Annotated in this window: 14 protein-coding genes; 1 reads left to right on the forward strand and 13 read right to left on the reverse strand. The window is 67.6% G+C overall.

The window, feature by feature from the left end:
* Positions 1–97 precede the first annotated feature (97 nt).
* The 11 genes from Q9S36_RS43015 to Q9S36_RS43065 all read right to left on the reverse strand — a co-directional run bounded on the left by Q9S36_RS43015 (position 98) and on the right by Q9S36_RS43065 (position 10,697).
* Complete coding sequence (locus tag Q9S36_RS43015; RefSeq protein ID WP_005052650.1) at positions 98–691, reverse strand: hypothetical protein; 594 nt, start codon at positions 689–691, stop codon at positions 98–100.
* Positions 688–903 carry a hypothetical protein gene (locus tag Q9S36_RS43020; protein ID WP_005052651.1) on the reverse strand — a complete coding sequence of 72 codons (216 nt, stop codon included), beginning with the start codon at positions 901–903 and terminating at the stop codon, positions 688–690. Before Q9S36_RS43020 ends, Q9S36_RS43015 begins: the two co-directional genes overlap by 4 nt.
* A gap of 14 nt (positions 904–917) precedes the next feature.
* Entirely contained in the window at positions 918–1,628 is a 711-nt protein-coding gene (locus Q9S36_RS43025; RefSeq protein ID WP_005052653.1) for a hypothetical protein, read from the reverse strand.
* A gap of 99 nt (positions 1,629–1,727) precedes the next feature.
* A complete protein-coding gene (locus tag Q9S36_RS43030; protein WP_005052657.1) occupies positions 1,728–2,165 on the reverse strand; it encodes a DNA-directed DNA polymerase in 438 nt (145 codons plus the stop codon).
* Positions 2,166–2,270: 105 nt separating this feature from the next.
* Positions 2,271–2,837: a hypothetical protein gene (locus tag Q9S36_RS43035; RefSeq protein ID WP_005052659.1), complete on the reverse strand. Its 567-nt coding sequence runs from the start codon at positions 2,835–2,837 to the stop codon at positions 2,271–2,273.
* Complete coding sequence (locus Q9S36_RS43040) at positions 2,837–7,831, reverse strand: CHC2 zinc finger domain-containing protein (protein WP_005052663.1); 4,995 nt, start codon at positions 7,829–7,831, stop codon at positions 2,837–2,839. The genes Q9S36_RS43035 and Q9S36_RS43040 overlap by 1 nt, the downstream gene beginning before the upstream one ends.
* A 224-nt stretch (positions 7,832–8,055) precedes the next feature.
* On the reverse strand, positions 8,056–8,328 hold the full coding sequence (locus tag Q9S36_RS43045) for a hypothetical protein (protein ID WP_005052665.1): 273 nt from the start codon (positions 8,326–8,328) through the stop codon (positions 8,056–8,058).
* A gap of 491 nt (positions 8,329–8,819) precedes the next feature.
* Complete coding sequence (locus Q9S36_RS43050) at positions 8,820–9,863, reverse strand: hypothetical protein (RefSeq protein ID WP_005052668.1); 1,044 nt, start codon at positions 9,861–9,863, stop codon at positions 8,820–8,822.
* 2 nt (positions 9,864–9,865) lie between these two features.
* A complete protein-coding gene (locus tag Q9S36_RS43055; RefSeq protein WP_005052671.1) occupies positions 9,866–10,018 on the reverse strand; it encodes a hypothetical protein in 153 nt (50 codons plus the stop codon).
* Positions 10,019–10,056: 38 nt separating this feature from the next.
* Entirely contained in the window at positions 10,057–10,422 is a 366-nt protein-coding gene (locus tag Q9S36_RS43060; protein ID WP_005052673.1) for a hypothetical protein, read from the reverse strand.
* Positions 10,419–10,697, reverse strand: a complete 279-nt coding sequence (locus Q9S36_RS43065; protein WP_311290902.1) for a hypothetical protein — start codon at positions 10,695–10,697, stop codon at positions 10,419–10,421. The genes Q9S36_RS43060 and Q9S36_RS43065 overlap by 4 nt, the downstream gene beginning before the upstream one ends.
* An 88-nt stretch (positions 10,698–10,785) precedes the next feature.
* On the opposite strand from Q9S36_RS43065, the gene Q9S36_RS43070 reads away from it, so the two are divergent.
* On the forward strand, positions 10,786–10,950 hold the full coding sequence (locus tag Q9S36_RS43070; RefSeq protein ID WP_228164386.1) for a hypothetical protein: 165 nt from the start codon (positions 10,786–10,788) through the stop codon (positions 10,948–10,950).
* Positions 10,951–10,957: 7 nt separating this feature from the next.
* Here Q9S36_RS43070 and Q9S36_RS43075 read toward each other — a convergent pair whose 3' ends face one another.
* Together Q9S36_RS43075 and Q9S36_RS43080 are read right to left on the reverse strand one after the other, a co-directional pair.
* Positions 10,958–11,839 carry a hypothetical protein gene (locus Q9S36_RS43075; RefSeq protein WP_005052679.1) on the reverse strand — a complete coding sequence of 294 codons (882 nt, stop codon included), beginning with the start codon at positions 11,837–11,839 and terminating at the stop codon, positions 10,958–10,960.
* Positions 11,840–12,298, reverse strand: coding sequence for a prepilin peptidase (locus Q9S36_RS43080; protein WP_172400032.1), 459 nt, complete (start codon positions 12,296–12,298; stop codon positions 11,840–11,842).
* Positions 12,299–12,365 lie beyond the last annotated feature (67 nt).

A 12,365-nucleotide genomic window follows, 5' to 3' on the forward strand; every position in this document is an offset into this window, starting at 1 on the left:
GGTGCAGTTGTCGTGGCGGTGCCCGGCAGGTCCGGCTCGCTGCGCTCGGCCGGCCTCGCCTCGATTCCGAGCGCGGTCGACACCGCGGCTCCCCCGGTCAGCGGGGGTGATGGGTACGGGTGGCTGTCGCGATGCGCTCGAGTGCGGTTTCGACAGGAGTCCACGGACGCACGATCTCGTCGACGGTGTCCTGAGTGAGGCCGAGGCTCTCCATCTGCCAGGTGATGCAGAGCCGTCCGTCCTCGAGGTACATCGGTCGACCGTCGTCCCAGGTGGCGTAGCTGCCGATGACGCGGGTTGCGTCACGAGCTCGCATGCGCACATCGGTTTCGACGATCGCAGTGATGATGGCGCCGGGCGCGCACCATGAGATCTCGTGGCCGGCGAAGTCGGGATCTTCCTCGGTGGCGCCGATCGGCTCGACGGCGTAGAGGGTGCCTCGCGATGTCAGGGTGCCGGAGGGTGTGGTGATCTCGGTCTGGAACGCGAAGGCGCGAGCGAACTCCTGGCGCGTGCTGAAGTAAACGCGATCGGTGCGAGAGACGAGGCCGATTTGCGGCCGATCGCGGGGTGTGTATGAGATCGGGATGCGCGCGGCCGCGGCGTCATAGGGACTCAGGAGGCGTGAGCCGACCGTGAGGCCGGGGAACCCGCCATGCCAGAACGTGGGGCCCGTGTGCCCCTTGCTCACGGGGTCTGCTCTCTGCCGACTGCTTCTTCTGCTTCGATACCGGTGGCGAGGATGCGCAGCGCTCGAGCCTGCTGAGTGGGCGTCATTTTGAGCGGGGCGTCGACGATGTTGTGGATGCTCAGGCTGTACTCCCCGGCGCCGTCGAGCGTGATCGTGGCGACGGCGAGAAGCTCGTCCTCGTCGGGAAGGTTGAGCGGGAGCTGTCGGAGCATGCCTCTGCCGCCTGTCAGTCGCTCTGTTCGGTGGTCTTGCGGACGCTGGTGCGGGCACGCTTCCGGTAGGAGCGCAACGTCTTGCGGGGAGCCTCGTCGAGGAAAGCCTTGCCAGCGCCGCTGGCGAGCTTCGTGTTGCGCAGCTGGACTCGGTAGGGGTAGACGTCCTCGAGGAGCTCGCTACGGGCGACGATGGCTGCCCAGTAGCTCGGGAAGGTCACGCGCTCGACGAGCTCGCCGCCGGCGACGAGACGCTTGTCTGCGGCGCGGTCGCGGTCGGTGCGGGCCATGCGGACGGTGAGGACGGGCATTCCCTTGATCTTGATGATCGCGAGATCCCACTGCTCGAGGTAGCCCTTGTAGCCCCAGAGTGCGACGGCGTTCTCTGGATCGGTGGTGATCTTGGTCACGGCGCCGCGGGCGTAGACGAGATCCTTGCGCTCCTGGTCGAATGCGCCCTGTGGTGGGCGGACGAGCGAGATGACACGCTCGAGTCGACTGGCAGGAACTCCGTCGCGGATCCACCGGCGGATGGTGCCCTCCGAGACGCCGAAGGTGTCGGAGGCGGTGCCGGCGTTGACGTGGCCGAGCCGGTTGAAGCTGCCGAGGGCGGCGCCCATGATTTTGCTGAGCTTGTGGGCTCCCCAGGCTTGCTCGAGCGCATCGACGTCGGCGCTCTCGGGGGTGAACCACAAGGGTGCCGGCGTGTCGATCTCGTCTGGCATTACCTGACTCCTACTAGTGAATGTGACATTCACAGCCTAGAGGCGTGGGCGCGCTCCGTCAACCGAGCTGGTGCCGGCGCTGCGGCGAGCGCGAGGCGATCACTCGACTGCAGCGCCGCGGTAGGCGAGTACGTGGGCGACGAAGGTGGATCCGGTGTCGGCATAGAGCTTCTTGAGCGCTGGCGTCGAGACGGAGTCCTTCTCGGTGCGGGGCAGGCTGAGATCCTCGAAGAGGGCCTGCTGCAGCTGTTCGCGGCTGCGCAGGTTGATCTCGCGGCCGAGCTCGGCGAATGCGCTGTGAGCTGCCTCTTCCTGGGCGGTGTCGCCGGCGGTCTCGGTGAGGCGTCGCTGGATGAACGCGTCGGCGTCCTTCTTGCGGAACAGCGGCGAGCGCGCGGTCTTGGGTGCGACCGACTCGGGGAAGCCGGCCTTGCGCTGCTTGGTGCCGGTGGCGTAGACGCGCACCGTCTGCTGAGAGACGTTGAGCTTCTCGGCGATGTAGGCGTAGTCGACGAGCTCGGGCATGGAGGCTGCCATCGGCTGGTCCTTTCTCTGGTCGTCAGTCCGGTCACACCTGATAAAAGCGTGACATTCACTACATACAGCGTAGCGTGACGAGGCTGTGGTGCCGGGTCATTCGTGTCAGCGGAACTCGACGCCCTTGATGCCGTGGAACTGCCAACCGTCGACGTAGCGGTTGTCGTAGAGGCCGGTGAGGTAGTCGGTGGCGCCGGTGTCGCCGCCTTGCACCCAGGCGTCATAGAGCTGTTGCTGCTCGGAGGGCGACATATCGAGGTTGCTGAACCGTTCGGCGACGTACTTCTTGTCCGTGGGGTCTGCGGACGGGCCCTGCAGCGCGTTGATGCGGATGGTGCGCTGACGGGTGGGGATCTGGGATTGGATGCGCTTGGCGAGCTGACCGCGGCCGCGCTTGGTGGTGACGGACTGGCGGACGCGCTTGGTGAGCTCCTGGGTGATCGCGGCGCGGGGATTCTGCGCCCCGCGGATCCAGCGCTGCACGGTGCCCTGGGAGACTCCGAGCTTCGTGGCGGCGAGCTTCGTGGCGATCGGGAACCGGTCGCTCTGGCCGGGGAAGAGGAACTTGAGCATGGATTTGGTGTCGCGGGAGACCTCGGGGAGCTTGTGCCCGGTGAGTCCCTCGAACATCGCGGCGAGCTGCCGCGCTTGCGCTTCCTTGCTCAGTGCCATCAGATCAACTCATTCAGGTGTCGCTTGCCCTTGTAGGTGCCGTCGCCGTTGAGGAACTCGGCGTGATGCGAGAGCTGGTCGGAGCCCTCGTACTTGTACTGACCGAGGCCGCGGCCGAACCAGGACGGGTCGCCGGGCCAGGCCTCGAGCGGGTCGATGTGGTCGCTGGTGTAGACGACGGTGTCCTTCTCGATCGCGACGGGCCAGCGGCCGGTGCGCTCGGCGTTGGCGAGGACGCGGCGGATGATGTTGGCGCGGGACTTCGCGACGATCATGTCGTGGCGGTGCGGGGCCCACACGGCGAGGGTGTCGTGGTCGCCGCGGTAGTCGAGCATGCCGATCGCGGCCGCGTAGACGATCTTGAGGAGGTCACGAGCGGCCTGGTCGTCGACGTCGGTGGTGTCGAGGGTGGTGCGGGCGTCGCGGACCCGCTTGTACCAGGCCTCGAAGACCTTGGCTTTGCGGTCCCACAGCCAGGCTTCGTGGATCTCGAGCTCGAGGCCCATTTCGCTCGCGAGCTCGAGCGTGGGGGTGGTGACCCAGATCTGCGATCCGGTGAACCCGTCACGGACGATGCCTTGGGCGGCGAAGATGTCGGGCATCAGCCAGCTGCCGGGTTCCGGTGCGGTGATCAGCCAGTAGCCGGGCTTGTTCGTGGCCTTGGTGAATTGCAGCGGGCCGTCGTAGTGGGTGGGGGCTCCGACGCCGACCTCGGTGCTCGCGGCGGCGAGGTAGGAGCCTCCACGGTCGAAGCCGTGTACCCAGCGCTGCTCGAGCTCGTCGCCGAAGAGCTTGCGCTGCCAGTTGAAGTCACCCTCGGCCATCATCTGGTCCTTGACCGGGCCGGGGCGGTCCTGTGGGTAGTAGATCTCGTCGTGCTTGTCGCGGGGCAGCAGCGCGCGCATGAGCTTGGTGCCGGTGGTGCCGGCGCTGCTGCGGTAGGGGAACTTGAGCGCCGCGGTGAACTTCCCCAGGCGACGGGCGATGGTCGCGGGGTCTGGGTCGCCGTCGAGGATCGTGCTGATGAAGCGAAAGTCCTGGGCAGGGATGAGGGCGATGTGCGCGCCGATCCGGCGGTCATCCTCGCGCCAGATGTCGATGCTGCCGGCCATGGATCCGTCGCCGCTGAGCGAGAATCCGGTCTCGGTCGCCATGGTGATGAACGGGTGCCCCTTGGTGGCTTCGCGCAGCAGCTTGCCGTAGTCGGAGTCGGTGGACTCGGGCAGGGTGTCCAGCGGGAGTCCGAGAGCGAGAGCGGCTTCCATGGTGAGGAAGATCTGGCCGCGCTCGGTCTTGCGCGCCCCGTTGGTGCCCTGGTTGATGCGGGTGCCCAGGTTGAGGTCGGTGGCGAGCTGCGCGAGCTGGCCGGCGTGCTCGAGCTGACCGCGGATGGTGATCAGCTCGCCCGTGGACAGCCACAGCCCGTCCGTGTGGAGCACGCCGAGCGGTGCACGGAAGTCCTCGGCCGACGTCGCGACGGCGGGCTGTGCGGGCGCTGCCGGTCGGGGGGCAGGCGCGGCGGGTGATTCTGCGGATGCAGGCTGCTGGGGCTCGGTCACGGCGGGCTGTGCGGGCGCCTCGGGGGTGGTTGTGGCCTCGTCGACCTTGGGCGCCTCGAACAGCGACGGGATGTCGTTCTCGGGCGGCGTCTGGGGGCCTTCTCCCCCGTCCAGGCCGGTGTCGTCGTTCGGGGTGTCGGGGCCGCTGCCGGTGAGCGCGGACAGTGGGATGTCCCACACGCGGTGCTGCATCGACCGTCCGGTGCGGCGGACGACGCTGCGCTTGCCGGCGCCGTCCGCGATGAGCCAGCCGTGGGAGAGCATCGACGAGGAGAGCGAGGTCTTGGTGTCGCTGAACGCTTCATCGGCGCGCTGCGACATCTGACGGGCCACGGCGACGGCCGTCGTCGGGAACAGGTAGAGGCGGTCTTTGTTGATGACGCCGACGCGCTGCCCGTTGGGGCGCCACTGCGGGTTCATTCCGGTGGACTGGTCGGCCCACCCCAGCGAGCTCGCATCGTCGGGGACTGTGCCGTCCATGCCGGCTAGGTGAGCGTTGCCGTTGGCGATCGCCTCGCGCAGGTACTCCATGAGTTGCTCGGCGGGGTCGGATGCGGACGAGTCCTGCAGACTGATCGCCTCGGCGATGCCCGCTCGCGCCCACCCGTAGAAGTCGCGGGCCTCGTCGTCGCTGATGACGTCGAGGTCGCGGAGCATCATCAGCATGATCATGATGCCGCGGTCCAGGACCACGGCAGACTGCACGAGGCGGTCGTGGAGGCCCGCGTGCCCGTTCTGGCGGGGGATGGCCTCACGCCAGTAGGCCTGCGTGCACAGGCGGTGCTCGCTGTCCTCTTCGGCCTCGGTGAAGTCGTCGACGAGCTGCTGACGGCGCGCGGCCGTCCACTGCACGAGCGAAGCACCGATGAGCGCGCGAGCGTGGCGGGCGCGCTTGGACTCGAGGCGACCGAAGATCACGCCGCCGTTCTTGAGCGTGGCGGGATCCAGCGGGAGGTTGACAATGCGGGAGTCGGCGGAGCCCTGGGCGGAGAGTTCGCCGGACGTGATGATGCTGGCGAGGATCGGGCGGTCGGCCTCGGCGCCGCCGCGCTGCTTGCCGCGGATGCGACCGATGCCGTTGAACACGGTGCGGCCCAGGGTGCTGATGCGGCGGATCGCGTCGCTGGCGTTGCCGTCCGGGGCGAAGTCGTCGACGATCACCGGCACGTTGCTGATCGCGGAGAGGGTGCGCTGCAGGCCGATCGCGGTGGATCCGCCGGATGCGCCGGAGATCAGGCCCTTGGTGTTGTGGGTGAGGTTCGGGGCGAAGTACTGCACGGCCAGACGGCTGTGTGAGGTCTTGTAGGAAGCGAACCCGCCCACCAGGTGCAGCAAGATCGGGCCAGGCAGGACCGGGGCGGTCCAGGAGTGGCCGAGCAGCGGTGCGATCACACGGGCGGGCAGCTCGGATTCCCGCAGCGCCACGGTGCCGTCGAGCCACGCCTGGCGCAGCTGGTCGCGGTCGGTGGTCGGCTCGGGCATCGCGTAGATTTCGGAGGTCGTCGCGACGTCGACCTCGACGCCGAGCGCGCCGTTCTTGGCGATCGCGCCGGTCGCGTGCACGAAGTAGTCGCCGGTGTCGGTGGTGCGCCATCCGACCGTGGTGTGCACGATGCTGTTGTTCCGCGGCGGCTTGATCGCGTTCATCGCATCCCATGCCTGATCCGCGCCGCGGCGGCTGTTCGACTCGAGGAACCCAGGCCAGGGCATCGCCTTGGACCATGACCCGTCGCGGATCTGGTCTTCGGTGTACTTGAGCACCACCGACTCGGTCTGGAACTGGCCGGTCTCCTTGTCGCGGATCGGGTAGCCGCGATCGTTGCGGACCCACCGGGAGAACTTGATCACGTACAGGTGCGGGGGGCGAGCGATCTCGTTGTCCGTGCCGTCGTCTTCGATGGCGACTGTCTGGACCTCTGCCCAGCCGTGCATGACCCGATGGTACTGGTCGTCCTCGTCGCCGGGGGTGTGCTTGATGAGCACGGTCTGCCCCTCAACCACGCCGTAGTGGTTGCCTCGGATGAAGGGGCGCTTCTCGGGCTGGTCCTCGGGGTTGTCGTTGCCGAAGAACACTCCCCCGCCGCCGCTGCCGGTCTGCGTGAGGGGTGCGGAGGGGGTGATCTCGATAGTCTCTGCCGGCTGCTGCTCGTCGACGACGGGGCGGGTTGCGACCACGGAGGAGGCGACCGCTTGGGGCACGTCGAGACCTGCGACGATGTAGGTGTCGCGGGAGATCCGCGCGCCCTCCGCGACCGCGGCCGCGTACTCGGTCAGGGCGACGCGGCCCCGGTCGCTGAGTTGCTCCGCGGTCAGGTCCGGGTTGATCGCGTGGATCCGCTCGAGGCGGTTGAGGGACTCGCGCGCCCACGCCTCGGCGTGCTGCTCGGAGGTTGCCCGGTCCTGCTGGTTCTGCTCAAGCTGGGCAGTCGCTTCCTTGAGGCACACGGCGACGCCGGTGCGGCCGTGGACGAGCTTGTCTGCCTCGGCCGCGGCGACCATGGCGCGGGCGTCGTCGACGGAGATCTCGACGAGCGTAGCGACGGTGCCGCCGGCGTCCATGTGGTCGGTGAAGTCCGACTTGCGGTCGTCGAGGTTGGGCAGGTAGATCCGTGCCGGGATGCCCAGCTCCGCCAGCTGCGCGCCGACCGCCGCGGCCCGCTGTGCGCCGGCGGGATCGTTGTCGACGACCAGGTTGACGGTGGCGCCGCGGAACTGCTCGAGCAGCTCGGCGGGGAACGCCGTGGCACCGCCGGCGTTCGTCGTCGCGGCCAGGGCCTCGGCGATCGCGCTGTCGGCGTCCTTCTCCCCCTCGAGCAGCCACACGTCGCCGCCGGCGGCGACCGCTGCGCGGATCGCGGCGAGGTTGTACAGGAGGGGCGCAAAGCCTTCGGGCTTGCGCTTGACCCACCGGCCGTTGGCGCCACGGTAGCTCTGCGTGAACCTCTTGTGCCGCTGTCCGTCCAGGGTGGTCTCTTCGCGGTGCACGCGCTGCAGGACGACGCCGTTGTCGTCGACGTACTCGTAGACCTTGACCTGGCGCCATGTCGCGCCCGTCAGATCCGGAGTCTTGGGGGCGAGCTCATCTTGCGTCAGCCGCGGCGGCAGCGAGGGCCGCTTCGCCCGCGGGGTGCGCGAGCCGGTGCGGCGATCGGCGGGCAGCGGTGCGTCGAACAGGTCGCTGACGGTCAGGCCGAGCGCGCCGCACACGTCGCGGAGATCGAAGGCATCGCCGCAGCCGAAGCAGTGCAACATCACCTTGCCGCCGGTGCGGTCGTAGCGGATGCTCAGCGACGGCATCGCGTCGCCGTGCACTGGGCACAGCGCCATGTGCTGGCTTCCCTGCCGGCGGGGCTTCCACCCGCCCCGGTCCAGGGCCTCGAGAACACGATCGAGAGAGTTCGTAGCCGTCGACGTGCCGGTGTACTCAAGCGTCATCGCTGCAGCACACCCCCTCGGGTGCACGCTGCAGCGCCCAGCGTGTGCGACACGACGGCCACACCAACGCTAGACATCCGCAATATCGCGGCTATAATCATGAACATCCGATCATGGATTGACTGACTCAGCATCAGTAACTTGATCAGCCTCTGGCAGGAGGCTGTGACCCAAAAGCACTCAAGACCCCCGATGGTTGGCAGACCGGAGGGGGTTGAGTCTTTCTACGCGGACTTTGGCATGTCGAGCATGTCGAGCTCCTGTTCTGCCTCGCGCGTAGCGCGCTCGCGCGCCGCCTTTTCCAACTCGTCCTTGACGTAGTCCGGGATCTCAAGCCCGGCCTGCTGTGAGACAGCCAGCGCAAGCCAGCTGCTGAGGGGGATCCCAGACTCCGCAGCGAGGCGTTCGAGGATCGGGTCGTAGGCCTCCGGATATCGAACCGTCCTGACGGCGCGAGGGCCGTATGAACGACGTCCTGGCTTCGCTCTGGCTGGCATGCCCTGTTTCTAGCACGTAGCTGATTCAGAATCACGGATTGGTTCGGTGCGTCGCGCAGACGGCTCTGAGCTCTCATGCCAGGTATAGGCCCAGCCTCGGACGCTTCGCGGACATCGGTTCCCGAAAAAAGTTTGGCTTCGCTGTTGGTACACCTTTTACGCCTCGCGCGGGCGCGCATGTGTGAGGGCTGCCGCTGAAAAGGTGTACCAGGTGTACCAAACGCGATAAAAACACTGATCAGAAGGCAAAAATGCTTGGTACACCTTGCGAATCGGCAGGTGTACCAGAGGTAATGAAACCCCAGGTCAGCGCTAATTTCGTTGGTACACCTCAATTGTGTACCACTGCGCGCGAGTCGGGCTTTGCTGTTACAGCGACGTGCGAGCAATACTGCTGCGTCGACGAGGGTTGTGTGTCATCCGACGCTTCCTCGGAGTGGATTCCTCGGGTGGTGTGGCCCGTCTTCGCTCGCTGAGCTCGGCGTGTCGCGCTAGATCTCTCGATCGGCGGGGATCTTCCAGACGCGGGTGGGTTCTCCACCGATTCGCGCGGTCACGGTTCCGGTCTTGGTGCCGATCAGATGTAGCCGGCGCAGTGTCGTGGTGATCGCTTTGATGCTGAGGGTGGGGTCACCGTGCGCGGCCCGGATGAAGGGCAGCGCTTCGGTGGGGCGGATATACAGGTAGCGGTGGTCGGTGCGTCCGATCACCCACTCCTTGGTCTGGCTGGCGTTGTCGGTGAGCTCGCCGCCGTTGGCGAGCAGGTATCTGACGGCCTCGCGTAGGGCCCAGATGATTTGGTCGTCCTCGCCGAGCCATGACGTCGCGGGCTGGGCGGGAGCATCGAGGCCGAGGGTGCTCAGGATCGTGTCGCCGAGGTAGAACGCGGCGTCGAGGCGCCGGGGCTTGGCGAAGTCGGGATGTCGGGCGATGTTGATCCCATGAGGGTCGAGATCCAGGTGGGGCGCGTTCTGCTGCAGATAGCTCGCGATGATGCGTCGGCCGGCAGCGGCGGGTTCACTTCCCAGCGAGCGGAGCGGTTGAAGGCTGCGCGGACGCTGGGGAAGCTCGATGGTGATGGAGCGCTCGGCGCTGAGCGGCTGAATTGTCTGAGAGCTGGCGATGATCAGCGCGGAGGCCTTGCTGAGTGGGGTGGCGAATGAGACGAAGCTCTCGATCTCGATCTCGTCGAGCGCGCTGAGTGGTGCGCGGGGGCTGACGTGGGGGGCGCTGGTGAGGACCAGTGGCCTGCCGGGCACGACGGCACGTCGGACTCCTGCGAACGTGAGGGGGTCGATGTGTGGTCGTTCGATCTCGCCGGCGAGCTCGGCGAGTGCGTCGGCGAGCGCGTCTCGGGTTGTGGGGGTTCCCCCGATGATGAAGATCGGTGTCGGGAGGGGCTCGATGTAGGAGTACGCGATCGCGCGGACGAGCTTGTCGGCGTGGAGTGGGAACGCCTCACGCAGGGGCTCGATACCCGCAGCCCAGGCGCTTCGCGCGTGAGCTGCGGGTATCGAGTCTGCGAGTGTGCCCATGGTCAGCTGGCGTCGGTGTCGTCGGTGCGGATGGCGATGAGTTCGTGGCCTTCGGGGATCTGCGCTTCGAGCATCTCGCGCGCTTCCTGGTAGCTGCCGGCCTCGACGGTGATCCGCTCTGTGGCGGTGCTGCGGATGGTTCCGATGACGCGCATGGGCGGACCCTAGTGGTCGTCTCCGACATTCCCCGCTGTCATGCGCTGGCTTGCAGGTGCCGTTGCACGTACTCGTCGAGGGCGGCTCGGACGACGTCGGAGTCGGTCTTCATCCCCAGCTGCGCGCGCAGCTGGTCGACCTCGCGCTTGCGGGTCGGGGTGACGCGGGTGCGGATCGTCGGGGACGCGCCGGATCCCGCGGCCGTGCCGCCGACGCGGGGTCGTCCTCCGACGGCCCGTGCGACAGCCTGTGTGCTTCCGAGGGCCTCGAGGAGGAGCTGCTGCCCGATGGCTGCGGCGTCGGCGCCGTGGGCGCTATCCCCCGGCGTTGACGCGCCGGTGGGCTGCTCTTCGAGCGCGGCGAGGGTGGCGTAGCGCTCCTGGTCCTTCTTGCTGAGGGTCATTCGTTCTCCTCCTCCATCTGTCGGCGGTAGTAGGCGCCCAGCGGCATGACGTGGTAGACGACGAAGTTGCCGCCGGGCTTGAGTTCAATGAGCACTTCGATCAGCCGATCGGTCTGTGCGTGCTGTGGGCCGATGAAGACGCGACGCTGGTTGCGGGTGTCGCCGTCGTTGATCTTGACCTTGATGCTCGTGTAGGTCGCGTTCTGCATTGCGTAGAGAGCGTCAGCGTGGGGGATGTCGTGCTTGTCAGCTGACTCCGGCCACTCGATTCCCATATAGGTATTGTGCCACAAAACACCTGTCTGGGGAACGTGCTGTGGAGAAGTCGATGCTCGCGGCCGCGCGGGGGCGTAGCTTCGCAGGATGGTCCACGACTGGCTGGCAGCCGGCACCCAGCCGCATTGCTGCGGTGTGGTGATGCGCGATCGCCCTGCCGCGTTGGCGTGCGTGGTGTGCGGCCGTGAGGAGGCGCTGCCACAGGTGGCCTCTCCCCCGGTCTTCGTCGGCGCGAGCATCCACGGAGGATGACCCTCTGCTACCTCGAGCTGGTGATGACTTCGATGATCCGGGGGGCGATCGCGGCCGGCGCCGGCGTGATGGGGTGTTCGGCGAGCTTGGTCGGGTCGGCTTCGCGCCAGATGATCCGCCGCTCGTTGCACCAGGTGCAGCTCGCCCCCCAGTGGTACGGGTCGGCGTCGTGCAGCCTGGTGCGCAGCGGCGCCGCATAGGGGCTCTGGATACCGGCACGCCAGCGGACGTGTGGGTGGAGGTCGGCCGCGGAGAGGTACAGGCGACGCCCGATGCCGAGACCCGCGTACAGCTCCCAGCGGTTGCCATCGTCGTGCGGGTTGTCCGGGTTGATCGACGGGATGTCGTAGGGCTTCGAGAACACGTCACCGAACCCGTCGAAGGGATCGACGGCGAATCGTCCACGCAGACCGCTCGCAGCGTGCTGCAGCACGGTCATCGGGTTCCCCTCTGGCGTCGTGGTGCGCAGCAGGTAGATGGTCGGGTCGTCCACCACGCGCCTCACCCGATCGACGTTCTCACGCGCGAGCTGTTCCGCGGCCGCGGCGGTGAGCAGCGGGTGGAGCAACTCGTCGTCACCGGCCTGCAGCACAGCCTCGGCCGCGGCCTCCTCGGCGAGGCCCGGAAGGTGCTCGAGCAGTCGCGGATGCCACTCGTTGGAATGCCGGGAGGTCCGCGCCCAGGCGTTCGCGATCTCGGTCAGCAGCATCGAACGCGCCCATCGCTGTGCTGCATCGTCGAGGCCGTCGCTCTCTTCGAGCTCACGGAGCTGGTCGCGTGCGCGTCTGCGGCCGAACCAGCCCGCGGCCGCGACTTCGGTCCGCGCGCGCCTGCGCCGCAGCACGCGCCGTAGGTACTCCCCTTCGGGGCTGTAGTACTCGTCGGACATTCAGCTGGCGAGGGTGGCGAGGGTGGCGACGATCGCGACGACCAGGCCGGCGGCGATCATGTAGGGGCCGAACGGGAGGTCCGTGCTCTCGTGTCCGTGCTTGCGTCGCACCGCCGCGATGATCGCGTGGGGGAACGCGAGGACGTAGGCGACCGCGATTGCGATGAACGGGAAGTACCAGGTGTGCCACCCGGTGAGCAGCCCCACGCTGAGAGCGAGTTTCACGTCACCGAAACCGACTTGCCCGAGCAGCCCGAACGCTGCCAGCAACACCGCGAGGCCGAGTGCGCCGCTGATTGCAGAGATCGCTGCACCGCCGGCGCCGGCAGTGATCGCGAGAGCGAGGACGGTGCCCGTCAGGAAGGCGGCGAGCGTGAGTGTGAGCGCGTCGGGCAGTCGACGCTCCTGCAGGTCCGTGCGCGCCAGGAGCGCCCCGTAGACGCTGTAGACGCTGATCATGACCCAACTGCCGACCGTGAGCCCGAGATCGGGGCTCAGGGGCGCTGTGATGGCCGCTGACAGAGCG

It is taken from the genome of Microbacterium sp. ARD31 (assembly GCF_031844425.1).

Coding starts and splice junctions, on each gene's coding strand:
- Q9S36_RS43020 (WP_005052651.1), bottom strand. CDS start 903: ATGCTCCGACAGCTCCCGCTCAACCTTCCCGACGAGGACGAGCTTCTC.
- Q9S36_RS43025 (WP_005052653.1), bottom strand. CDS start 1,628: ATGCCAGACGAGATCGACACGCCGGCACCCTTGTGGTTCACCCCCGAG.
- Q9S36_RS43030 (WP_005052657.1), bottom strand. CDS start 2,165: ATGGCAGCCTCCATGCCCGAGCTCGTCGACTACGCCTACATCGCCGAG.
- Q9S36_RS43035 (WP_005052659.1), bottom strand. CDS start 2,837: ATGGCACTGAGCAAGGAAGCGCAAGCGCGGCAGCTCGCCGCGATGTTC.
- Q9S36_RS43040 (WP_005052663.1), bottom strand. CDS start 7,831: ATGACGCTTGAGTACACCGGCACGTCGACGGCTACGAACTCTCTCGAT.
- Q9S36_RS43045 (WP_005052665.1), bottom strand. CDS start 8,328: ATGCCAGCCAGAGCGAAGCCAGGACGTCGTTCATACGGCCCTCGCGCC.
- Q9S36_RS43050 (WP_005052668.1), bottom strand. CDS start 9,863: ATGGGCACACTCGCAGACTCGATACCCGCAGCTCACGCGCGAAGCGCC.
- Q9S36_RS43055 (WP_005052671.1), bottom strand. CDS start 10,018: ATGCGCGTCATCGGAACCATCCGCAGCACCGCCACAGAGCGGATCACC.
- Q9S36_RS43060 (WP_005052673.1), bottom strand. CDS start 10,422: ATGACCCTCAGCAAGAAGGACCAGGAGCGCTACGCCACCCTCGCCGCG.
- Q9S36_RS43065 (WP_311290902.1), bottom strand. CDS start 10,697: ATGGGAATCGAGTGGCCGGAGTCAGCTGACAAGCACGACATCCCCCAC.
- Q9S36_RS43070 (WP_228164386.1), top strand. CDS start 10,786: ATGGTCCACGACTGGCTGGCAGCCGGCACCCAGCCGCATTGCTGCGGT.
- Q9S36_RS43075 (WP_005052679.1), bottom strand. CDS start 11,839: ATGTCCGACGAGTACTACAGCCCCGAAGGGGAGTACCTACGGCGCGTG.
- Q9S36_RS43080 (WP_172400032.1), bottom strand. CDS start 12,298: ATGATCAGCGTCTACAGCGTCTACGGGGCGCTCCTGGCGCGCACGGAC.